The organism is Lysobacter sp. CA199 (genome assembly GCF_052078715.1).
Taxonomy (GTDB): Bacteria; Pseudomonadota; Gammaproteobacteria; order Xanthomonadales; family Xanthomonadaceae; genus Lysobacter.
This window is the reverse complement of sequence record NZ_JBQJIL010000009.1, coordinates 311055-332617: the sequence shown is the minus strand read 5'-3', so window position 1 is coordinate 332617 and position 21563 is coordinate 311055. Positions and strand designations below refer to the sequence as shown.

Here is a 21563-nt window from a genome sequence, read left to right as displayed (position 1 = left end):
GCAGGAAAAAAGAAAAGGAACAGGAAAAGCAACATCAGTCGCCGTGGTGCGTGACCATCAGGACGTAACCGTCCGGGTCGCTGACGCGAAACTCGCCCTTGGGGCGGTAGAACGGATAAGCCATCTCGCCGGCCTGCACGCCGGCGGCGAGCACGCGTTCGCGCATCGCCGCGACATCGTCGCAATAGATGTAGAACAGCACGCCCTGGACGGTGTCGTCGATCGAGGTGTCGGCCTTGACCAGCATGAATTCGGCGCCGCCCGGGCTTTCCAGCCAGGCCCAGATCGGGTCTTCGCCGCTGCTGGGCTCGTGGTGGACATCGCCGACGCGGAAGCCGAACACCGCATAGAAGTCGATCGCCCGCGGCAGGCTGGCGACGTGGACCATCGGCACGAAAGCGCGTGCGTTCGCTGCGCTCATGGCGCATTCCCTGGCATGGCGCTGTGCATCCGTCTTCTCCTGGCTAAATATCGCCGGAGTGTAAACCGGCGGCCTCCGCGGTTACCGGGCGGATAGTCATGTGGGCCGGGAGTTGGGAGGCGGCAAAGCCGTCGCATTCCCGGATCCCGCCACTCCGCTTTTCCGACCCCGAATCCCGAATCCCGAATCCCCAATTCCGAATCCCAGCCCCCATGCCTTTCGTCAGGGGCTCCTCCGGCCCCCATCAGGTAGGCTTCCGGGTTCCTTTTGACGAGGTTCGTACGATGAAGCATCCCCTCGCCGTGGCCCTGGCCGTGGCCCTGATCGCCACCGTGCCGGGTCTGGCCCACAATGCCCAGGCCCAAACGAAGACCGACAAAGCCGTGACCCAGACCGCCGCCCCGACCGCCGCTTCGAACGCCCAATCCGGCGCGAACCCGTTCTTCCAGCTCAGCCCGCTGCCGCTGCACTTCCCGCAGTTCGACAAGATCAAGGACGCCGACTTCGCGCCGGCCTTCGATCGCGGCATGGCCGACCAGATCAAGGAAATCGAGGCGATCGCCGACAACCCCGAAGCGCCGAGCTTCGACAACACCATCGTGGCGATGGAGCGCTCCGGCCAGATCCTCGGCCGCGCGGTCTCGACCTTCTTCAACCTGACTGGCACCGACACCAACCCGACCCGCGAGAACCTGCAGCAGCAGTACGCGCCCAAGCTGTCGGCGCACCGCGATGCGATCTCGCTCAATCCCAAGCTGTTCGCCCGGATCAAGAGCCTGTACGAGCAGCGCGACAAGCTCGGCCTGGACCCGGAGAGCGTTCGCCTGATCGAGCGCTATCACTCCGACTTCGTGCGCAGCGGCGCCAACCTGAGCGAAGCGCAGAAGACCCGTCTGAAGGCGATCAACGCCGAACTGGCCGAACTGGGCGCCAAGTTCAGCAAGAACGTGCTCGCCGAGGTCAAGGAATCGGCGATCGTGGTCGACACCAAGGAAGAGCTGGCCGGCCTGTCGGAGGAGCGCATCGCCGCCGCCGCCGAAGCCGCCAAGGGCCGCAAGCTGGAAGGCAAGTACCTGCTGACCCTGCTCAACACCACCGGCCAGCCGCCGGAAACCGACCTGACCCACCGCGCCCTGCGCGAGAAGCTGCACAAGGCTTCGGTCGTGCGCGGCAGCCGCGGCAACCAGTACGACAACACCGGCATCGTCTCCAAGGTCCTCACCCTGCGCGCCGAGCGCGCCAAGATGATGGGTTATCCGAACTACGCGGCTTACGTGCTCGAAGACGAAACCGCGAAGAATCCCGAAGCGGTCAACAAGATGCTCGGCCAGCTGGCCCCGGCCGCGGTCGCCAACGCCAAGCGCGAAGCCGCCGACCTGCAGGCGATGATCGACAAGGAACAGGCCGCCAAGGGCGAGAAGAGCTTCCAGCTCGAACCCTGGGACTGGGCGTTCTACGCCGAGAAGGTGCGCAAGGAAAAGTTCGCCTTCGACGAGGCCGAGCTCAAGCCCTACTTCGAGATGAAGAACGTGCTGGAAAACGGCGTGTTCTACGCCGCCGGCCAGCTCTACGGCCTGAAGTTCAAGCAGCGCACCGACCTGCCGCTGTACCGCGACGACGTCACCGCCTACGACGTGTTCGATTCCAACGGCAAGCAGTTGGCGATCTTCATCGCCGACATGTACGCCCGCGACTCCAAGCGCGGCGGCGCCTGGATGAACTCCTACGTGGAGCAGTCCGAGCTGTTCGGCACCCTGCCGGTGGTGGCCAATCACCTCAATATTCCCAAGCCGCCGGCCGGCAAGCCGACGCTGATGACCTGGGACGAGGTCACCACGATGTTCCATGAGTTCGGCCATGCCCTGCACGGCATGTTCTCGAACGTGAAGTACCCCTATTTCTCCGGCACCAGCGTGCCGCGCGACTTCGTCGAGTTCCCCTCGCAAGTCAACGAGATGTGGGCCGACTGGCCGTCGGTGCTGGCCAACTACGCCAAGCACTACCAGACCGGCGCGCCGATGCCGAAAGAACTGCTGGACAAGGTCCTGGCCGCCTCCAAGTTCAACCAGGGCTTCACCACCACCGAGTATCTGGGCGCGGCGATGCTCGACCAGAACTATCACCAGATCGGCGATGCCTCCAAGGTTCCCGCGCCCAAGGACGTGATGGCCTTCGAAACCGCATCGCTGAAGCAGGACGGGATCTACTACCCGCCGGTCCCGCCGCGTTACCGCACCCCGTACTTCAGCCACATCATGGGCGGGTATGCGGCCGGTTATTACGCCTATATCTGGTCCGAGGTGCTCGACGCCAATACCGTGGAATGGATCAAGCAGCACGGCGGCCTGACCCGCGAAAACGGCGACCGCTTCCGCGCCACCCTGCTCTCGCGCGGCGGCAGCAAGGACGCGCTGCAGTTGTTCCGCGACTTCTCCGGCCACGAACCGCAGATCCAGCCCCTGCTGGAACGCCGCGGGCTGACCGCGCCGGCGGCCGGACAGGGCTCGAAGAATAAATAATTCAGCTTGACCCGATCGGCCTGACGAAAGGCCGCCCACCTGTCCGGTGGGCGGCCTTTTCTACGTTTACAGGCCACATGGGGCACACCGATTCCGTTATCTCGATCTAAATATCAATATTTATTTACACATAATCAGCATGCTTTTGGTGAAGCCCGATCTATGTCACATTAGGTTTCAAGGGAGCCCTATTAACCTGATATTGGATATCGACGGCACTGTTTCTATATAAGAAAACAGCTTGAAGTTCGACCAACAGGGGACATCAGGATGGCCGCCATCTCAGCTGCTCATACCGGTGCGGGCACGTCCAGCGCCGGCGCCGACAACCGCAACAACCGCCGCATCGCCGTCGTCGAACGCGACCCGCACCTGCGCCAGCAGATTCTGCATTCGCTGCAGATGCGCCAGTTCGCGATCGTCGAATGCGCCAATGCCGCCGCGCTGTACCGCAACCTGCTCAGCGCGCCTTGCGACATCGCCGTCATCGCCAGCGACCTGCCCGACGACAATCCGCGCTCGGTGGCGCTGCATCTGCGCCAGCACTCGGACATCGGCATCGTCATGCTCGACGCCGATGCCGGCCTGGGCGGCCAGCACGACTCCTACCACGAGATCGCCGACGCCTGCTTCAGCAAGCCGGTCGATCTGGACAGCCTGGCCGCGGTGATCACCGCCATGCACAGCTTGCAGCATCACATGCGCGCCATGCCCACCCGCGCCGCCGCCGGTCAACCCGAATGGGAGCTGGCGCTGGACGGTTGGACACTGCGCACGCCCGACGGCGCATCGATCGATCTCAGCGCGCCCGAACGCAGCGTGTTGTTGCGTCTGGTCAACACCGGTGCGGGCGGCCATCCGGTCTCGCACGACAGCCTGATCGGCTCGCTGACCAGCGACGTCTACGACTTCGATCCGCATCGCCTGGAAATGCTGATCTACCGCTTGCGCAAGAAAGTCGCGGTGATGAGCCCGCTGCCTCTGCCGTTGCGCGCGGTGCGCGGCATGGGTTATCTGTGCACGATTGTGCGGTCGAGCAACTGAGCCGGTCGGCGAGACCGATCGCCGCGCGCTACGAATCGAAAACGCAAGGCGGCGGCCTCACCGGCCGCCGTTTTTTTGCTCCCGCCTCTGTGATCGCGCGTGAGCAGAAGTGAGTGTGTTGTCTCATTTTCGCGCTTAGCCTGCGCTTGCCGACGAGCCGATCGTGCCAGCGAACACGACGGCCACGACGCCGGGGGACGGGGAACAAAACATCATCGCAGCCGCAACGGCCTGCACGCTTTCGCATGCGCTTACCTCCGTCCCAGACGCCGATCGGCCTACCGCTATCGCAGACGGAGGCTGTCATGACCATGCCCACCCGCAATTCATCCAAACACGCGTCCATGCGCTCCACGTCGGTGCGCGCACGGCTGTTGCGCGCATCGATGCTGAGCTGTTGCATCGCCATCGCCATGACCGCCCTGCCCGTCGGCGCCGCGGAGCCCGCATCGCCGACGCAGGCCAGCGACAGCCCGGACGTCGAAACCAAGAGCACCGACAGCGGCAACGAGGAGTCGACGACCGGCGACGAGGCGTTCGACAGTGAAGCGCCGCTGCTGCCGCTGGTGTTCGACGGCATGCCCAACAGCTCGACCTGGAACTCGGCCAGCGCCTTCGACGGCGGCATGGTCTCGCCGATGAGCGTCATCCAACCGCCGCCGGCGCTCAACAACACCCTGCCTGGCATCGTCCAATACCTCAACGACTGGCTGCTGGGCAACGATTACCGGGCCTGCGGCCTGCTCGGTACCGGCTGCCTGACCATCGACCGCGCCAACTTCAATTACTCCTATCTGTCGCTGATCCTCAACCTGGTGCAGGTGCCCAACGTGGTGGATCTGGACGGCAATCAGCCGGCCAATCACATGACCCTGATCGGCGCGGTGCAATCGGACAGCTACATCCAGTTCCAGGACAGCAACTACACCGGCAACAACAACAACGCCTCGTGCGTGATCATCGGCCTGGCCTGCACCTGGCAGACCAACGCGGCGCAGAACAACCAGACCATCATCGGCGACGGCAGCTACGCCAACGGCTCCAACACCATCGTGATGGGCACCAACGCGCGCCATCAACTGCCCACCATCACCGCCGCCGCGGCCGGCTTCACCGGCGGCCCGGACACCAACTACGCCGCGCGCCTGGGCAATTCGGTGGTGATCGGCGACAACAGCTTCGGCAACGCCGATCGCCAGACCATTCTCGGCTTCGGCGCGACCTCCACCCACGCCAACAGCGTCGCGCTAGGCGCCGGTTCTTCGACCGCGATCGGCGCGCAAACCGGCTATACCGCGTTCGGGCTCGTCGCACCGCAGAACTCTTCCGGCGAAGTCTCGATCGGCTCGGCCGGCGCGACCCGCAAGCTGACCAACCTCGCCGCCGGCAGCAACGGCAGCGACGCGGTCAATCTGGCCCAGTTGCAAGGCGCGCTGGCCAACGCCGCGGCCGATCCGTTCGCGGTCAAGTACGACGACCTCGGCGGCACGCCGGACTTCGCCAACGTCACGCTGGAGGGTCCGGCCGGCACCACGATCTCCAATCTGAGCGCGGGCGCGATCGCCGCCGGCAGCACCCAGGCGATCAACGGCGCTCAGGTCTTCGCGATCAGCCAGTCCAATGCGCAGCATCTGGGCGCCGGCGCTGGCGTCGCCGCGGACGGCACGATCACCGCGCCGAATTACGTCATCGAAGGCAACGGCTACAACAACGTCGGCGCCGCCCTGGCCGCGATCGACACCGGTCTGGCCAATGCCGATGCCTTCTCGGTGCAGTACAACGACGACGGCGCCGGCAATCCGAACTACGGCGCGATCACCCTGCGCGGCCCGGCCGGCACCGGCACCCTGATCGGCAACCTAGCCGCCGGCCAGATCGCCGCCGGCAGCCTGGAAGCGGTCAACGGCGGGCAGATCTTCGGCATCGGCACGTCGGTCGCCAATCTGCTCGGCGGCGGCGCGACCTTCAACGCCGGCGGCACCTTCGGCGCGCCGAACTACATCATCGACGGCAATACCTACAACAACGTGGGCGCGGCGCTGGCGGCACTGGACGGCGGCGTCACCGGCACCAACGCGTTCGCGGTGCGCTACGACGACGACGGCGCCGGCAACCCGGACTACGGCAACATCACCCTGCGAGGCCCGGCCGGCACCGGCACGGTGCTCGACAATCTCGCCAATGGCCAGATCGCCGCCGGCAGCCTGCAAGGCGTCAATGGCGGGCAGATCTTCGGCATCGGCACCGACATCGCCAACATCTTCGGCGGCGGCGCCACCTTCAACGCCGGCGGTACCTTCACCGCGCCCAGCTACGTTATCGGCGGCAATACCTACACCAACGTCGGCTCGGCGCTGACCGCGCTGGACGGCAGCGTCAGCGGCTCCAACGCCTTCGCGGTGCGCTACGACGACGACGGCACCGGCAATCCCGATTACGGCAACATCAGCCTGCGCGGCCCGGCCGGCACCGGCACGGTGCTCGACAACCTGGCCGGCGGCCAGATCGCCACCGGCAGCCTGCAGGGCGTCAACGGCGGGCAGATCTTCGACATGGGCAACTCGATCGCCACGGTGTTCGGCGGCGGCTCGCTGTTCAACGGCGGCGTGTTCGGCGCGCCCAGCTACACCGTGCAGGGCGGCAACTACAGCAACATCGGCGCCGCTTTCGCCGCAGTCGACGCCAGCCTGACCAACATCAACAACCGCATCGACAATCTGCCGCCGGCGACCACACCCGATCCGCGCGTGGCCATCGACGGCACCGGCAACGCCTCGGTGGCCGCGGGCTCGCGCGGCGTCGCAGTCGGCGCCAGCGCCAGTGCGGGCGGCAGCCGCGCCACCGCGATCGGCGGCGACAGTTACGCCGCCGGCGCCAACGACACCGCCATCGGCGGCAACGCCCGGGTCAACGCCGACGGCAGCACCGCCGTCGGCGCCAACACCAACATCGCCGCCGGCGCGACCAACGCCGTCGCGGTCGGCGAAGGCGCCAGCGTCACTGCAAGCGGCGCGGTCGCGTTGGGCCAGGGCGCGGTGGCCGATCGCGCCAATACGGTCTCGGTCGGCACGGCGAGCGCGCGGCGTCAGATCGTCAACGTCGCCGCCGGTTCGCAGGACAACGACGCGGTCAACGTCGCACAGCTCAAGGCCTCGCAGAACGGCACCGTGCGTTACGACACCAATGTCGACGGCAGCGTCAACAACACCCAGATCACCCTCAACAACGGCGGCGGCTCGGTCAACATCCGCAACGTCCGCGCCGGCACCGCCAATACCGACGCGGTCAACGTGCAACAGCTCAACGAAGGCGTGAACCGGGCGATCACCGTCTCCAACCAATACACCGACAATTGGGGCAACAGCCTGCGTCGCGAGATCGGCCAGCTCGACGACAAGGCCAGCGCCGGCGTCGCCTCGGCGATGGCGGTGGCCGGCCTGCCGCAGTCCTACATGCCCGGCAAGAGCATGGCGGCGATCGCGGCGAGCACCTTCCGCGGCGAAAGCGGCTTCGCGATCGGCGTGTCGACCATCACCGAGGACGGCCGCTACGTCTACAAGCTGTCGGGCAACAGCAACTCCAGAGGCGATGTGGGCGTCACCATCGGCGCGGGCATCGTCTGGTGATCGCGACGGCCGCCGCAGGCGCGCCGCCGCACAGGGACCTCCCCCGGCGATCCGCGAGCCCTCCGCTCGCGGTCAGCCAGGCCGCCCGGAGCGATCCGGGCGGCCTTTTTATCGCTTATCGCGGACCCGCTAAGATGACTCCTTCCGCCGACACCCCGATGCGCAACGCCAGATGATGTGGGTCGGCTTATCCGTCGAACCCGACCGCCGCGCGGTCGAGGCCGCGTTCGCTCGCCATGCGCCGGGCGCGACGCTGTATTGGGGCGAACGGGTCGACAACGAATGCTGCGACCTCTCCATCACGATCGAGCCCAATCCCAGCGAGTTTCCCTTCAGGCTGGATATCTGGCTGCCGCCGGCGTACGACGCCTACGAGATGGGGCTCAAGCTCGCCGGCGAGCTTTCCCTCGCGCAGCGATGTTCGACGATATGCGATGGCACCCGGCACGGGCCGACGCGGGCGCCGTTCTGGTCGATCGTCTGGGTCGAAGGTCAGGCTTTCCTGGCCGACGACTGCGACACCGTCTTCGCCGACTTCAGCGATGGTTTGACCGAACAAGAGCTCAGCCGGCTGGGTCCGGTCAAGCGGGTTCGGCCATTGCAGATCGAACCGGGCCCGCACCGAAGCGGCGACGGCGCTTTGCCCGGCGGCCGCCCTGCCCTTGGATCGTCCGCGAACGCCACCATTTCCTGCTCAGCCCTTCGCCGACGTCTTGGCCCCACCGCGCCGCATGACCGATCACAGCCTCGCTCCGTCCGCCGACACCGACGCCGCCCAGCGCCTGTACGACTGGCTGCGCCCGCACCGGCGCGTATTCGTGCTGACCGGCGCCGGCATCAGCACCGGTTCGGGGATTCCGCACTATCGCGACGAAAACGGCGCGTGGCAGCGCAAGCCGCCTATCGATTTCCGCGCCTTCGTCGGCGACGCCCGCGCCCGCTCGCGCTACTGGGCGCGCAGTTTCGTCGGTTGGCCGTCGTTCGCCGGCGCACGGCCCAACGCCGGACACCAGTCGCTGGCGCGCTGGCAGCAACGCGAGCCCGATCACGCAGTGGTGACCCAGAACGTCGATGGCCTGCATGCGCGCGCCGGCAGCGTCGGCGTGGTCGACCTGCACGGCTGCCTCGACGAGGTGATCTGCCTGGATTGCGGCGCGCGGCAACCGCGCGAATCGCTGCAAGTCGAACTGGCGCGATGCAATCCGCAGTGGGTCGGACTGGACGCGGCGGCGCTACCCGACGGCGATGCCGATCTGGAAGGCCTGGATTTCGAACGCTTCCGCACGCCGGTGTGCGGTCAGTGCGGCGGCATGGTCAAGCCCGACGTGGTGTTCTTCGGCGAGAACGTACCGCGCGCGCGGGTGGCCGCGGCGCAGCAATCGCTGGCGCAGGCCGACGCGATGCTGGTGATCGGCTCCTCGCTGATGGTCTATTCGGGATTCCGCTTCGCCCGCGCCGCGCGCGAAGCCGGCTTGCCCTTGGCCCTGCTCAATCGCGGCGTGACCCGCGCCGACCAGATCGCGACCTTGAAGCTGCAAGCCGATTGCGGCGCGACCTTGCAGGCGGCATTGAGTTGAGCATGCGATGCGTTCGCGGCGAATGCCGCCGCGCGGCAGTTGCATCAAACGCGTCGGGCCTGAAGGCCCTCCCACAAAAGACCTCGTCGCAGCGTCGATTGCGAGACGGCAAGCATCGGCACGGCCGCGAGGTCTTTTGTGGGAGGGCCTTCAGGCACGACGCTCTCCGCTCAAACCGCAGCGAAACCTGACCGGCGAAGATCACTTCGCCGGCGCGCGCCCGATCCGGCTTTGCTCCAGAAACAGCTTGCGCGCGGCCACGCCGATATCGGGCTGGTCGATGAAGAACCCCTGCACGCCCAACGCATACAGCTGCAAGGCTTCGCCGAGCGCGCTCTGATCCACGCCGTTCGCGGTCTGGGTCAGGAACGGTTCCTCGGCGCGCAGCGTGTACGGATGCACCTGCAGTCCCAACGCCAGCGCGCGGCCGAGCACGGGATGGACGAAGCCGGTGTTGCGCGTGCTCAGCAAAGCGTGTCCATCGCCGTCGGCGTCGCGCTTGGCCGGCAACGGCGCGCGCAGGATCACGCTGGTCTTGGACGGTCCGAGTCCGGACACGTAGTTCGCCTTCATCCACTGCAACGCCGCGGTTTCGGTCAACGCACCGAACTTGGTCTTGGCATCGATACCGCCGGGAATCGCCGCAATCAATCCGCCATAAATCGCCGGCAGATCGGCTTTACCGACGACGTTGTAGACGAAATCGTAAGGACGGTCGCGTTCGAAATCGCCGTACAGCTGCACCAGCGGCAGATCGATGCCGGCCTTGGGCATGATCCGCTGCTTGAGCTCGATCAGGTTGGAGACTTCGAAACTCTGGATGTAGACGCGCTTGGGATCGGTGAAACCTTCGGCAAGCAGCGTGGCGACCAGCTTCTCGCCGAGCGAGACATGGATCGGCGATCCGTCCAGATGCTTGCCCTGACTGGCGAACCAGGTCGGATGCTTGGTTTCCGGATAGATGCCGATGACCCGGCCGTCGCGGCTTTCCTGCTTGGCCAGCGCGATCACTTCCTTGAACGTCGCGATCTGGAACTGGCCGTCGAAGCGGGTATTGCCCGGCCGGATCTGCGGAATGCGTTCCCTGGCGCGCAGGGTCTTGAGTTCGGCGAGGGTGAAGTCCTCGGTGAACCAGCCGCTGAGGGTTTCGCCGTCGATGGTCTTGCTGGTCTTGCGATCGGCGAACTCAGGATGCGCGGCGACATCGGTCGTGCCGGAGATTTCGTTCTCGTGGCGCACCACCAGTTCGCCGTCGCGGGTGGCGACCAGGTCCGGCTCGATGAAGTCCGCGCCCTGCGCGATCGCCAGCCGATACGCCTCCAGAGTGTGCTCGGGCCGATAGCCGCTGGCGCCGCGGTGGGCGATCACGATCAGGCCCTGGTGGCCCTCGGCGGCGGATTGGTCGGTCATCGGCGTCTTCGCGGGCGTGAGAGCAGCAGCGTGGGCGGCGCTCGCGGCGCACAGCGCCAGCGCGGCCAGCGACCGGCGCAGGTTCGGCCGGATCGGGAGATGAAAGTGCGGCATTGCGGGATCCTACCTCGTCGTACAGGGCCAGGGAGCGGCGGCCGGGCGCCGCCGCTTCAGTCTGCCGTGACCGCATGACAGCCAGGCGGGATCCGGCGACGGCCCGCAACCGGGTCGCCGCCGCGCCGATCACTTGTGGCTGGCTTCGCCGACCGCGATCACGGTGACCGTTCCGCCGCCGGCGGCGATGAAGATGCGGTCCGGACTGACCTTGCCGCCCGGGTACACCTCGATCGTATCGACGCTGCCCTTGACCTTCTGCGCGACGATCCTGGCGCCGCTGAGCAGTCCCAGCCACTGATTGACCTGATCGCCGGCCACCGGCTCGGTCTGTAGGGTCAATTCGTAAATATCCTGGATTATCGCTTGCGCCTGCGCGGGATCGTCGAGCTTGTTGATCTTGTTGGGGCTGACGTCGTTGATGAACTTGTACGGCATAGAGCCTCCTGCGGTGTCCGCATTCGATGGCCGGGGCGCCGACGACGCCCGGCGCGAGGCGCGCCGCGTCGCGCCGTGCCCCGGCGCGATCGCCACGGCCGGCCTCGCATCCACCACAACGTCCGCCGGTCGGGGTGCGTGAACCGCCCGGCCCGCCGCCGCAGCCGATGTGGCGCCTCCATGCGCCGCCGTCCGCCGCGAGCCCGCGCAGCCGCTATGATGCGGCGGTCATTCGGAAGGAGCGCTCGATGAGCCTGGTCGCCAAGATCCTGCGGCACAAGTCGGTGGAACAGTTGCAAGCCGAAGCGGGCAAACGCTCGGACTTCCGGCGCGTGCTGGGGTTATGGCAACTCACCGCGATCGGCATCGGCGGCATCATCGGCGTCGGCGTGTTCGTGCTGGCCGGCCACCAGGCCGCGGAGAACGCAGGTCCTGCGGTCGCCCTGGCCTTCCTCATCGCCGGCATCGCCAGCGCCGCGGCGGCGCTGTGCTACGCCGAGTTCGCCGGGATGATCCCGGTCACCGGCAGCGCCTACACCTACAGCTACGCCACCTTGGGCGAACTGGCGGCGTGGCTGATCGGCTGGGACTTGTTGCTGGAATACGCATTGATCGTGGCGGTGGTGGCGATCGGTTGGTCGGGCTACGTGCAAGTGCTGCTGGTGGGCGTGGGGATTCACCTGCCCGTTTGGGCGCAAGGCGCGATCGGCACCGGCGAGGGCCGCGTGTTCAACGTGATCGCCGCCGCGGTGACGCTGGCGGTGTCGGCGTTGCTGATCTTCCGTACCGAATGGGGCGCGCGCTTCAACACCGTGATCGTGGTGGTCAAGGTGCTCGCGGTGCTGCTGGTGATCGGCGTGGGCGTGTTCTACATCGACACGGCCAACTGGACGCCGTTCATTCCCGAGCGCGTGATCGGTCCCGACGGCGTCGGCCACTTCGGCTTCGCCGGCGTCGGCACCGCCGCGGCGGTGGTGTTCTTCGCGGTGTTCGGCTACGACACCCTGACCACCGCGGCGGAGGAATCCAAGAACCCGCAGCGCGATCTGCCGCGCGCGGTGCTGCTGTCGCTGGGCGTGTCGATGGTGCTGTACCTGGCGGTGTCGCTGGTGCTGACCGGCATCGCCCACTACTCCACCCTCAACGGCGACGCGCCGGTGTCGGACGCCTTCGCCGCGTTGGGCCTGCCGTGGATCGCCAAGACCATCGCGTTCTCGGCGGTGGTCGGCATCGCCAGCGTGCTGTTCGCCTTCATGCTGGGCGCGGCGCGGATATGGTTCTCACTCGCGCGCGACGGCCTGCTGCCCGGCTGGTTCGCCAAGATCCATCCCAAGTACGGCACCCCGCACCGTCCGACCGCGGTGCTGGGCGTGTTCACCGCACTGGTCGCCGGCTTCCTGCCGATCGGCGAGGTCGCCAAGCTGGTCAACATCGGCGTGCTGTCGGCCTTCATCATCATCTGCGCCTCGGTGTGGGTGCTGCGGGTGCGCAAGCCGGACCTGCACCGTTCGTTCCGCACCCCGCTGGTGCCGCTGATCCCGATCGTCGGTATCGGCTTCTCGATCTGGCTGCTGTCCGAGCTGGCGGCGATCACCTGGCTGATCTTCCTGATCTGGGTGTCGCTGGGGTTGTTGGTGTATTTCGCCTACGGCATCCGGCATTCGAAGCTGGCGCAGGAGCCGCAGGGCTGATCGGCGCGCGGGTTGCGCCGGCGTTTGAAGCATGGCGGTCGCGGCTCGCGCCGCTCCTACAGGTAGCCCTTGTAGGAGCGGCGCGAGCCGCGACCGCGACATCTCATCTACGACGTAGCCGGCTACCCTGCCGCCGCCGCTCACCGCGGCGCGACATATCCACCCGGCACCCCATCGGGCGACAGCACCAGTTGCCACAACTGCGCATGCCGGCTGCGGAAAGTCGCCATCGAGGCGGCCAGATAGAACTGCCACATCCGCCGGAAGCGCTCGTCGTAGCGCGCGTCCAGCCGCTCCCAGGCGCTTTCGACGTTGTCGCGCCAGGCCTGCAGGGTCAGGTCGTAATCGGCGCTGAAGTTATGCCAGTCCTCGATCACGAACCGGCCTTCGACGTGCTCGGCGATCTGCCGTGCCGAGGGCAGCATCGAATTGGGAAAGATGTATTTGGCGATCCACGGATCGGTAGTCGCCACCGATTTGTTGCCGCCGATGGTGTGCAGCAGGAACAGACCGCCGTCGGCGCTGTCGCGGTCCAGGCAACGCAGCGCGACGTCGAAGTAGGCGTCGTAGTTCTTGACCCCGACGTGCTCGAACATCCCCAGCGAGAAGATCCGGTCGAAGCGCTGGTCCAGATCGCGGTAGTCCTGCAGACGGAATTCGATCGGCAGGCCCTTACATAGTGCGCGGGCGAATTCGGCCTGCTCGTGCGAAACGGTCACGCCGACGCCGACGATGCCGTAGCGCTCGGCGGCGAACTTCAACGCTTCGCCCCAACCGCTGCCGATATCGAGCACGCGCATGCCCGGCTTCAGCCCGAGTTTGCGGCAGACCAGATCGAGCTTGGCTTCCTGGGCCGAATCCAGATCGCCCAAGGGTCGCCCCTGGCGGTCTCGCCAATAGCCGCAGCTGTAAACCAGGCGCTTGCCGAGCATGGCCCGGTACAGATCGTTGCCCAGATCGTAGTGACGCTCGCCGACGGTGAAGCTGCGGCGGTGGCTCTGCAGATTGATCAAATGCGCGCGCAGGCCGTCGAGGACAGCCGCCCAGCCGTGCACCTGCTCGTCCACGTGCGCGCGCAGCAACCGCACCAGCAGTTGGTCCAGCGACTGGGCGTGCCAGATTCCGTCCATATAGGTTTCGCCGAACCCGAGCGAGCCCTGCGCGACTACCCGCGCATAGAACTCCTCGTCCTCGACCTGGATGTCCCAGGGCCGGTCGCCGCCGATGCGCACATCGGCCAGTGCCAGCAGACCTTCGACTCGTTTACGCAGCGACGCCAGGGGCATGACGGCCTCGATCGGGGTCGGTGAAGTGCGGTCTGTTACTGCTTGCGCATCGCCGATATGAAGCAGTGCGCGCTCGTCCTGAGACGACGTTCCTGTCGGGGCGTCCGCTGTTGTGGCGTCCTGCTGCGCGGTGTCTGCGCATGGACGCACGATAACAAATGCGGCGCGGAGCGATGTGCCGAATCGAGTTGTTTTTGGCGAACGCTGAGTTGCGTTTCTGATCCTTCCCGCTACGTGGCAGAGGGCCGGCCGAGTCGAACGCGGCTGCCCTCATCCGTCCCCCGCCTTCGCGGGGGCGGGCTCTGCGGGCACCTTCTACCGCAGGCGGCAGAAGGAAACACTCATGCCTCACAACGAAGGCGGAACTCAGGCCCCGCCGACGAACAGCGGCCGATACTCCGGCGCCAGATACGGCAACAACACCGACGCCGGCACTTCGACGGTCTGCGTGCCGTCCGAATACGGACCGACCTCATAGGGCGCGAACACGAACTTCAGGCCGCTGAGCTTGCCGTCGGCCGAGCGCATCGGCTCGAACATGGCGAAGTTGGCCGGATCGGCCGCGGTGCCGTCGTCGATCATGCGTCCGCCGGTCTCGATCTGCTCGGCGCGCACCGCCGGCGCCAGGTCGTCGGCATCGATGCGCTGCGACAGCGCCGAGTGCAGTTGCTCGCGCACGTAGCGCGAGACCGCGTCCCAGCCGGTCTTCTGCGGGATCAATTCTTCGGCCTTGAGCAGCTTGCCGTGCTTGGGCAACCAGACGAAGCGCGCGATCAGCGGCGAGGCGTGGGCGCCGCCGGTGTAGCTGCTGCCGTCGGCGGACACCGCGACCATGTCCGGCGAGTCCAGCACGTCGTCGAAGGTCAGCGACAACTCGTAAGGCGAAGGATTTTCCTTGGCCGTGCGTCCGCTGGCAGCCTCGATGAGCTCGGCGCGGGCGCTGTCGGCATAACGCTTGAGCTCGCGCGCCAGTCCCGGGTACTTGGCCGCCTGGGTGTCGTAGGTGATGCCGACCACGTAGTTGGGCGTGGTTTCCACCAATTCCTTGAGTTCGACCGGGCCGTCGTCGGTCGCGACCGGCGCGGGCAAGCCAGCGGCCGGCGTGGCGGCCGGGGCGTTGGCGGCCGGCGGCGGCGTGGCTTCTTTCTTGCAGGCCGCCAGGGCCAGGGCAAGCAGACAGACGGCGGTAACGCGCTTCATACAGCAATCCTTGTGGTCGGACGTCCATGGGATGTTTCGCGCGACATTATCGCGCAAAGCGTGACGTCCACATCTAGATCGCAGGCCGCCGGGCATCGCGGCCATGCCCGCTCAGGCGCGGGTTTGGGTTGCGTTCACCACTCGGTGCGTTGCGGCAGCAGGCCTTGCAGTTCTGGGTCGGTGAGATTGCGCCACTGGCCTGGCTTGAGGTGCCCCAGCTTGACGTTGCCGACGCGCACGCGCAGCAGTTGCTTGACCCGGAAACCGAAGTGCGCGGCCATCAACCGGATCTGCCGGTTCAAGCCCTGCACCAGCACGATGCGGAAGCCGAAGCGGCCCAGCTTGCCGGTCTTGCACGGCAAGGTGGTCTGGCCGTGGATCGGCACGCCGCGGCTCATTCCGCGCAGGAATTCGTTGGTCACCTCGTGGTTGACCGCGACCAGGTATTCCTTTTCCAGCTTGTTCTCGGCGCGCAGGATCTCGTTGACGATGTCGCCGTTGCTGGTCAGCAGGATCAACCCTTCCGAGTCCTTGTCCAGGCGGCCGATCGGGAAGATGCGCCGGTCGTGGCCGACGAAGTCGACGATGTTGTCCTTGACCGTGGACTCGGTGGTGCAGACCACGCCAACCGGCTTGTTGAGCACGATATACACATGCTGGCGCTTGCCCTTGACCGCCGCGCGCACGCGCAGGATCTCGCCGTCGATGCGGACCTCGTCGCCCTCGCCGACCTCGCTGCCGACCCGGCCGCGCACACCGTTGACGGTGACCCGGCCTTCGGCGATCAAGCGGTCGGCCTCGCGGCGGGAGCAGAAACCGGTGTCGCTGATGTGTTTGTTCAGGCGCATGGCGGGCAGCATGCCGGAAAACCGGCCGGCGGGAGATCGGGGGGCGCGTAGGCTGGCACAGACGCCGCGGATTGGCGAGCAGGGAGCGGTGTCGGGGGCGCTCTGGTGGGCGATCGATTCATCCGTCAGGCGCGAATCGGGCGATTTTTTGCGGCCTCACCACCACCGCACCCGCCCCTTCCAACCCACCCGAAGCATTCCTCCCTTTGAAAACGGGAGGTTAGGGGGACTTGCTTTTGCCCTCGTTCCAAGCGCAAAAGCAAATCCCCCGCGCTATCCATCAGCCCCGTCCCGGACTTGCGCCGGGCGCTCGCCCCCTTTTTCAAAGGGGGCAAAACTCGCGCGCTGCGTTCATCGTGGTTGCTACCGCAGAAGGCGAGCAGCCACCGCGCCTCACGCCAACAACTGCGAATACTCCGGATGGCGCTCGGCCCAGGCCGCCGCGTACGAGCAGGCCGGACGGACCTTGTAACCCGCGCCACGCGCGTATTCGAACGCGGCCTTGACCAGATCGCTGGCGATGCCGCGCCCGCCTATCGCCTCGGGCACGCCGGTATGGGTGATGACCAACTGGTCGCCGCGCATCTGGTACTCCAGCAGCGCCTGCACGCCGTCGACCACAGTGGTGAAGCGTTGCAGCTCGGGTTGGTGTTGTATGGAAACGGACATGGGGTTCCTGCGATGAAAGGGCGGCGACGCGAAACGGCCGGAACCGCGCGGGGCGGTTCCGGCCGTGCGGACGTCAGCGGTTGTCGCGCTTGCCCTGGTTGTGACGGTCCTGGGTGCTGTTGGAGCCCTGGATCGCGTCCATCCGGCTTTCGGCCGCATGCAATTCGCCGGCCTTCTGCGCCGCGCTCTCCGATTGCGGACCCGGCTGCGGCACGTGGCCCTGGTGGGCGTCGAGCTGCTGCCATGGCTGCGCTTCGCGGGCGTGTTCCTGCTTGGCTTCCAGCAGGCGGCGAGTGTTCTCCAGCGCCTGCTCCGGGGTGATGCGCGAACCGCCGCCGTGGCCGGACTCGCCTTCGCCGTCGTCGGTGCCTTCGTCGTCGGAACCTTCATCATCGTCGGCGTCGGCCGAAACGCTCGCCACGGCTTCATCGGCGGCGGCGTTCGCCGCCTCGTCCTCGCGCTGCGGCGACGCAGCTTCGGCCTCGGCCGCGGTTTCCGCCGCGGTTTCCGCCGCGCCTTGGGCCGCGACGCTGTCGGCCGCGCCCTGCGACTGCTGGCCGCGTGGCTGATGCGATTCGGACAGCAGCGCCGGTGCCGCCGATTCCGAGGCGACCGCCGCGGTCGCGAGCGAACCGGCCGGAACCGTGGAAGGCGCTTGCGCGGCCGGCTTGGCCTTGGGCTTGCGCGCAGCCTTGGGCTTGTCCGGTGCGGCCGCGGTGGGCGCGGTCTGGGACAAATCCGTTGCAGACGCAGCGGCCGCGGGCGCGACCGGCGCGCGCTTGGCGACCGGCTTGGACTTCACGACGGCCGGCTTGGTCTCGGGTTTGCCCGCAGTCGCTTGCGCAGCCTTGGCCGCCGGCTTGTCGACCGCCGTTGGAGCGACGATCTGCTTGGTCGGAGCCTGCTTGGTCGGAGCCGGCTTGACCGGTGCCGGCTTGGAAACCGTCGGCTTCAAAGCCGCGGTTACCGGCTTCCTGACGACCACCGGTGCCGCGATCTGCTTGTTCGTCGCCGGCTTGGCCGCCGGCTTGCGCGCGCTGGACTGGGCTACGACGCGCTTGACGGCGCTCTTGCCCGCTGCGGCCTTCTTCGCCGGGCTGCGAGCGGGTGCGGCCTTCTTCGCGACGGGTTTGCGAGCGACGGCTTTGTTGCCTGCAGCTTTCTTGACCACTTTCTTGGCCGTGGCTTTCTTGCCCGCGACCTGTTTGCCCACCGTCTTCTTCGCGGAAACCTTCTTGACCGCCTTCTTGGCCGAGGCCGACTTGCCCGCGCCCTTCTTTGCCACTGCCTTCTTGGCCACTGCCTTCTTGGCCACTGCCTTCTTGGCCACTGCCTTCTTGGCCACTGCCTTCTTACCCGCGGCCTTCTTGGCGAGCGGCTTTTTGGCCACGGCTTTCTTGCTCACGCTCTTCTTGCTTGCGAGCTTGTTGACGACCGCCTTCTTTCCGGCGGTTTTCTTGATCGTCGCCTTCTTGACCGCTGCCTTCTTGGCCGGCTTGGCGGCGGTCTTGCCCGCGGCTTTCTTCGCCGCGGCCTTGCTGGTATTGCTGCCCGCGGCTTTCGCGGCGACGCGCTTGGTCGCTTTTTTCGCGGGTTTTCCAGCGGACTTGCCGGCTTTCTTGATCGCCATACTTAACTCCTCGTCGAGTGTTCCGAATGTGCGAATGATAGCGGCTGCCCCTGTAACCACATCAGCCTGTGCGCTCACGCGTCATCCGTGTTAGCACGCGCAACCTTCATGGCGGGTGAGCGAGAGTGAGCATCGCCGCGTCGTGTCGCGGGCGAGCGGAAGTGAGAGTCGCCGCGTCGCGTCACGCGACTGATCATGACCGGCCTGTGTTGACGTCTCGCGTCACTTTTTCGCTCGTCAAGCCAGGGAAAACCCTGGCACGGAACCTGCTTGTAACTGTGAGTAAATCCACATCAAAAGCGAGAAGGGCGTTGCAGATGACTCGGCATATCGATCAGTACAGCGATGACGCCCATACCAACGCGGTCATCGCCCGCCTCTATGAACTGGCCCGCAAGGGCGAGGCCGACGGCAGCGAACTGCGCGAACTCAATGCCGAGATCCAGGCCGGGCTGGCCGCGGCTTACGGCGAAGGCGAGCACTTCTCCGAAAACCCGATGGCAGCCTGAGCCTCGGGCGCATCGCGGCGGCACGCAAAGAATCGGGCCCGAAGACCTGACGCGCCGATGCGCGAGGTCTTCGGGCCCATTGTTTTTCCGGCGACACAGCAGGCTACCGCTCTTGTGGGAGAGAGCTTTAGCCCCGACGCTCTACTGTCAGCTCAGAGCGATCCAGGATAAAAGCGTCGGGGCTAAAGCTCCCTCTCACAAAAGCCTGGGCAGAGGCCTCACTCTGCCCACGCCGGCCTCAGCCGAAGAAACTCGGCAAGCTCGGGCTGGCCAGTTTGCGCAGGAACAACAGTCCCACCCGCGGCTCCATCAACAGCATGAACAACAGTCCGTAGATCGCGCCGGACAGGTGCGCGTTGTGGTTGATGCTGTCGCGGCCGCGCTTGTCCATCCAGTACGAGTAGCCGATGTAGGCGATCGCGTAGACCACCGCCGGCACCGGAATCACGAACACGATGATCCAGCTCCACGGATCGACCAGCACGAAGGCGAACAGCACCGCCGAAACCGCGCCCGAAGCGCCCAGGCTGACGTAGCCGGTGTCCTTGCGGTGGCGCAGGTAGCTGGGCAGGATCGCGACCACGATCGCCGACAGATAGAACAGCAGGTACATCGCCGGGCCGACCAACTGGCTGAACACGCTCTCGACCGCGCGGCCGAAGAAGTACAGCGTGATCATGTTGAACAGCAGGTGCATCCAGTCGGCGTGCACGAAGCCGTGGGTCAGCAGCCGATCATACTGGTGAAAGCGTTCCACGCCGGGCGGCCACAGCACCAGGCGCTCAAACATGCGGCGTTTCTCGAACGCCTGCCACGACACCAGCACGGTCACGGCGATCAGGACGAAGGTGATCATGGTCGGGTCGGGCTCGTAAGGTTCACGGAAAATCGATCTTCAAGGCTGGTGCGGCGACTCAGGCCGCGCGGTAATGGTCCTGCATCGGATAGCCGCGCGCGTATAAGGCGAACGCGACCGCCGCGAGGAAGGCGAATCCGGCGAAGAAGAACATCAGGAAGGCGTTCTGGCTCAGGCCGGTGGAGGCGATATGCGAAGTCACCGCCTCGTTGCGCACCGCCGCGTTGGTCAGCATCACCCACAAGTTGCCGAAGGTGCTGGTCAGGTACCAGAACGCCATGATCACGCCCTTCATCGTATGCGGCGCCTGACTGTAGGCGAACTCCAGCGCGGTCGCCGAGACCAGAATCTCGCCGAAGGTCAACAGGATGTAGGGAAGAATCTGCCATGCCAGCGACATGGGGTGGCCGGCATCCATATACAACTGGATCACCGCTGCGCCGATCCACGCCAAGCCCGAAATCGCGATGCCGAACCCCATTCGCCGCAGCGGAGTCGGATTGAGTCCGATCCGACGCAGCGCCGGGTACAGCACCAGGTTGTTGAACGGAATCAGCAGCATCACCAGCAGCGGGTTGATCGCCTGCATCTGCGAAGCCGCCGCCTTGGCTCCGCCTTCGCCGGAGATCAAGAAGCTCGGCCACCACCACAGATCGGTCGGCACGATCATCTTCTGGCCCTGCAGCACCCAGGTCGAGGCCTTCTGATCGAACAGCGACCAGAACGGGGTAACGAAAGCGAACACGATCAGGATCCGCAGCACCGCGCGCACGCCATCCACCGCCGCGTCCGGATGCTTGCCGCGCGCGCGATCGAGCTGCAACGACACGCCGTAGCCGCCGAAGCCGATCAGCAGGCCCAAAGCCAGACAGGCGCTCTTGACGAAACCCATCCATGGCATCACCGCCAGGGCGCCGGCGGCCAGGGCGACACCAACCGCTGCCGCCGCCACGCCAGGGTTGCCCTGCCCCGCGACCTTGCCGCTCAGCGCGGTGCGGGCGACGTTGAAGAACGAATCCGGGTCCGGCGTGTAGCGGGTCGGCGGCACCATCACATAGCGCTTGCGGCCCAGCCAGAAAATGAAGGTCGCCAGGAACATCAGCGCGCCGGGGATGCCGAACGCCACCGCCGGGCCGTACTCGCGCAGGAAGATCGGCATCAGCAAGGAGGCGAACAGCGACCCGAAGTTGATCGTCCAATAGAACGCGTCGAAGACCAGTTTGGCCTTGTGCTTGTTGCTCTGGTCGAACTGGTCGCCGCAGAACGACACCACCAGCGGCTTGATGCCGCCGGCGCCGAAAGCGATCAGGAACAGGCCTGTGTAGAACCCGGTCTGGTTGTGCTCGAACAGGGCCAGGCAGGCGTGGCCGGCGCAGTACACCAGCGAGAACCAGATGACGGTGTTGTATTTGCCGAAATAACGATCGGCCAGCCAGCCGCCGAGCAGCGGAAAGAAATAGGTGCCGATCATGAACGTGTGGAACACGTCCTTGGCCATGCGCTCGCGTTCGGCCAGATCCTGGGTGGACGCCATCAACAGCGTGCCGACCAGGAACGAGACCAGGATGTTGCGCATGCCGTAGAAGCTGAAGCGTTCGGCCGCCTCGTTGCCGATGATGTAGCCGATCTGGCGGGGCATCTTGCCCTGCGAATCGGCGGGTACGGTGGCGGTGGCGGCTTGGCTCATCTACGGCGTTCCTCGGCGGGCAGGGTCGCGCGTTCCAT

17 protein-coding genes are annotated in these 21563 nt (G+C 66.2%); 6 read left to right on the top strand and 11 right to left on the bottom strand.

Features of this window, described 5'->3' with window-relative positions:
- Positions 1–34: 34 nt before the first annotated feature.
- Positions 35–421 (bottom strand): VOC family protein, encoded by a 387-nt coding sequence (locus ACTOWJ_RS18290; protein WP_441336040.1) that lies wholly within the window; start codon positions 419–421, stop codon positions 35–37.
- A gap of 284 nt (positions 422–705) precedes the next feature.
- Here ACTOWJ_RS18290 and ACTOWJ_RS18285 point away from each other — a divergent pair, with 284 nt between their 5' ends.
- The 3 genes from ACTOWJ_RS18285 (at position 706) to ACTOWJ_RS18275 (ending at position 7610) form a co-directional block, all read left to right on the top strand.
- Positions 706–2940: a M3 family metallopeptidase gene (locus ACTOWJ_RS18285; protein ID WP_441336039.1), complete on the top strand. Its 2235-nt coding sequence runs from the start codon at positions 706–708 to the stop codon at positions 2938–2940.
- A 270-nt stretch (positions 2941–3210) separates the two neighbouring features.
- A complete protein-coding gene (locus tag ACTOWJ_RS18280) occupies positions 3211–3984 on the top strand; it encodes a response regulator transcription factor (RefSeq protein ID WP_441336038.1) in 774 nt (257 codons plus the stop codon).
- A 305-nt stretch (positions 3985–4289) separates the two neighbouring features.
- Positions 4290–7610, top strand: coding sequence for a YadA-like family protein (locus ACTOWJ_RS18275; RefSeq protein WP_441336037.1), 3321 nt, complete (start codon positions 4290–4292; stop codon positions 7608–7610).
- 187 nt (positions 7611–7797) lie between these two features.
- On the opposite strand, the gene ACTOWJ_RS18270 is transcribed toward ACTOWJ_RS18275, so the two are convergent.
- Entirely contained in the window at positions 7798–8169 is a 372-nt protein-coding gene (locus ACTOWJ_RS18270; RefSeq protein WP_441336036.1) for a hypothetical protein, read from the bottom strand.
- Positions 8170–8341: 172 nt separating this feature from the next.
- Between ACTOWJ_RS18270 and ACTOWJ_RS18265 the strand changes: the two genes are divergently transcribed.
- Positions 8342–9187 carry an NAD-dependent protein deacetylase gene (locus tag ACTOWJ_RS18265; RefSeq protein WP_441336035.1) on the top strand — a complete coding sequence of 282 codons (846 nt, stop codon included), beginning with the start codon at positions 8342–8344 and terminating at the stop codon, positions 9185–9187.
- 201 nt (positions 9188–9388) lie between these two features.
- On the opposite strand, the gene ACTOWJ_RS18260 is transcribed toward ACTOWJ_RS18265, so the two are convergent.
- Together ACTOWJ_RS18260 and ACTOWJ_RS18255 are read right to left on the bottom strand one after the other, a co-directional pair.
- Complete coding sequence (locus ACTOWJ_RS18260; RefSeq protein ID WP_441336034.1) at positions 9389–10597, bottom strand: glycerophosphodiester phosphodiesterase family protein; 1209 nt, start codon at positions 10595–10597, stop codon at positions 9389–9391.
- A gap of 243 nt (positions 10598–10840) precedes the next feature.
- Positions 10841–11149 carry a hypothetical protein gene (locus tag ACTOWJ_RS18255; RefSeq protein ID WP_441336033.1) on the bottom strand — a complete coding sequence of 103 codons (309 nt, stop codon included), beginning with the start codon at positions 11147–11149 and terminating at the stop codon, positions 10841–10843.
- 248 nt (positions 11150–11397) lie between these two features.
- Between ACTOWJ_RS18255 and ACTOWJ_RS18250 the strand changes: the two genes are divergently transcribed.
- Positions 11398–12840 carry an amino acid permease gene (locus tag ACTOWJ_RS18250; protein WP_441336032.1) on the top strand — a complete coding sequence of 481 codons (1443 nt, stop codon included), beginning with the start codon at positions 11398–11400 and terminating at the stop codon, positions 12838–12840.
- Positions 12841–12980: 140 nt separating this feature from the next.
- On the opposite strand, the gene cfa is transcribed toward ACTOWJ_RS18250, so the two are convergent.
- The 5 genes from cfa to ACTOWJ_RS18225 all read right to left on the bottom strand — a co-directional run bounded on the left by cfa (position 12981) and on the right by ACTOWJ_RS18225 (position 18473).
- Positions 12981–14126: a cyclopropane fatty acyl phospholipid synthase gene (gene cfa, locus ACTOWJ_RS18245; protein WP_441336031.1), complete on the bottom strand. Its 1146-nt coding sequence runs from the start codon at positions 14124–14126 to the stop codon at positions 12981–12983.
- Between the two features lie 366 nt (positions 14127–14492).
- Entirely contained in the window at positions 14493–15326 is an 834-nt protein-coding gene (locus ACTOWJ_RS18240; protein WP_441336030.1) for a DUF3298 domain-containing protein, read from the bottom strand.
- Between the two features lie 134 nt (positions 15327–15460).
- Positions 15461–16186 (bottom strand): pseudouridine synthase, encoded by a 726-nt coding sequence (locus ACTOWJ_RS18235; RefSeq protein ID WP_441336029.1) that lies wholly within the window; start codon positions 16184–16186, stop codon positions 15461–15463.
- Positions 16187–16567: 381 nt separating this feature from the next.
- Positions 16568–16843, bottom strand: a complete 276-nt coding sequence (locus ACTOWJ_RS18230) for a GNAT family N-acetyltransferase (RefSeq protein ID WP_441336028.1) — start codon at positions 16841–16843, stop codon at positions 16568–16570.
- Positions 16844–16916: 73 nt separating this feature from the next.
- Positions 16917–18473, bottom strand: a complete 1557-nt coding sequence (locus ACTOWJ_RS18225; protein WP_441336027.1) for a histone H1-like repetitive region-containing protein — start codon at positions 18471–18473, stop codon at positions 16917–16919.
- A gap of 317 nt (positions 18474–18790) precedes the next feature.
- Between ACTOWJ_RS18225 and ACTOWJ_RS18220 the strand changes: the two genes are divergently transcribed.
- Positions 18791–18982 carry a hypothetical protein gene (locus ACTOWJ_RS18220; protein WP_441336026.1) on the top strand — a complete coding sequence of 64 codons (192 nt, stop codon included), beginning with the start codon at positions 18791–18793 and terminating at the stop codon, positions 18980–18982.
- A 238-nt stretch (positions 18983–19220) separates the two neighbouring features.
- On the opposite strand, the gene ACTOWJ_RS18215 is transcribed toward ACTOWJ_RS18220, so the two are convergent.
- Together ACTOWJ_RS18215 and ACTOWJ_RS18210 are read right to left on the bottom strand one after the other, a co-directional pair.
- Positions 19221–19838, bottom strand: coding sequence for a rhomboid family intramembrane serine protease (locus ACTOWJ_RS18215; RefSeq protein ID WP_441336025.1), 618 nt, complete (start codon positions 19836–19838; stop codon positions 19221–19223).
- A gap of 58 nt (positions 19839–19896) precedes the next feature.
- Positions 19897–21525 carry a POT-type proton-dependent oligopeptide transporter gene (locus tag ACTOWJ_RS18210; RefSeq protein ID WP_441336024.1) on the bottom strand — a complete coding sequence of 543 codons (1629 nt, stop codon included), beginning with the start codon at positions 21523–21525 and terminating at the stop codon, positions 19897–19899.
- Positions 21526–21563 lie beyond the last annotated feature (38 nt).

What these genes read in the sequence shown, in the direction of transcription:
- ACTOWJ_RS18290 (WP_441336040.1), bottom strand. Translation starts at nt 421, where the DNA reads ATGAGCGCAGCGAACGCACGCGCTTTCGTGCCGATGGTCCACGTCGCC.
- ACTOWJ_RS18285 (WP_441336039.1), top strand. Translation starts at nt 706, where the DNA reads ATGAAGCATCCCCTCGCCGTGGCCCTGGCCGTGGCCCTGATCGCCACC.
- ACTOWJ_RS18280 (WP_441336038.1), top strand. Translation starts at nt 3,211, where the DNA reads ATGGCCGCCATCTCAGCTGCTCATACCGGTGCGGGCACGTCCAGCGCC.
- ACTOWJ_RS18275 (WP_441336037.1), top strand. Translation starts at nt 4,290, where the DNA reads ATGACCATGCCCACCCGCAATTCATCCAAACACGCGTCCATGCGCTCC.
- ACTOWJ_RS18265 (WP_441336035.1), top strand. Translation starts at nt 8,342, where the DNA reads ATGACCGATCACAGCCTCGCTCCGTCCGCCGACACCGACGCCGCCCAG.
- ACTOWJ_RS18260 (WP_441336034.1), bottom strand. Translation starts at nt 10,597, where the DNA reads ATGACCGACCAATCCGCCGCCGAGGGCCACCAGGGCCTGATCGTGATC.
- ACTOWJ_RS18255 (WP_441336033.1), bottom strand. Translation starts at nt 11,149, where the DNA reads ATGCCGTACAAGTTCATCAACGACGTCAGCCCCAACAAGATCAACAAG.
- ACTOWJ_RS18250 (WP_441336032.1), top strand. Translation starts at nt 11,398, where the DNA reads ATGAGCCTGGTCGCCAAGATCCTGCGGCACAAGTCGGTGGAACAGTTG.
- cfa (WP_441336031.1), bottom strand. Translation starts at nt 14,126, where the DNA reads ATGCCCCTGGCGTCGCTGCGTAAACGAGTCGAAGGTCTGCTGGCACTG.
- ACTOWJ_RS18240 (WP_441336030.1), bottom strand. Translation starts at nt 15,326, where the DNA reads ATGAAGCGCGTTACCGCCGTCTGTCTGCTTGCCCTGGCCCTGGCGGCC.
- ACTOWJ_RS18235 (WP_441336029.1), bottom strand. Translation starts at nt 16,186, where the DNA reads ATGCTGCCCGCCATGCGCCTGAACAAACACATCAGCGACACCGGTTTC.
- ACTOWJ_RS18230 (WP_441336028.1), bottom strand. Translation starts at nt 16,843, where the DNA reads ATGTCCGTTTCCATACAACACCAACCCGAGCTGCAACGCTTCACCACT.
- ACTOWJ_RS18225 (WP_441336027.1), bottom strand. Translation starts at nt 18,473, where the DNA reads ATGGCGATCAAGAAAGCCGGCAAGTCCGCTGGAAAACCCGCGAAAAAA.
- ACTOWJ_RS18220 (WP_441336026.1), top strand. Translation starts at nt 18,791, where the DNA reads ATGACTCGGCATATCGATCAGTACAGCGATGACGCCCATACCAACGCG.
- ACTOWJ_RS18215 (WP_441336025.1), bottom strand. Translation starts at nt 19,838, where the DNA reads ATGATCACCTTCGTCCTGATCGCCGTGACCGTGCTGGTGTCGTGGCAG.
- ACTOWJ_RS18210 (WP_441336024.1), bottom strand. Translation starts at nt 21,525, where the DNA reads ATGAGCCAAGCCGCCACCGCCACCGTACCCGCCGATTCGCAGGGCAAG.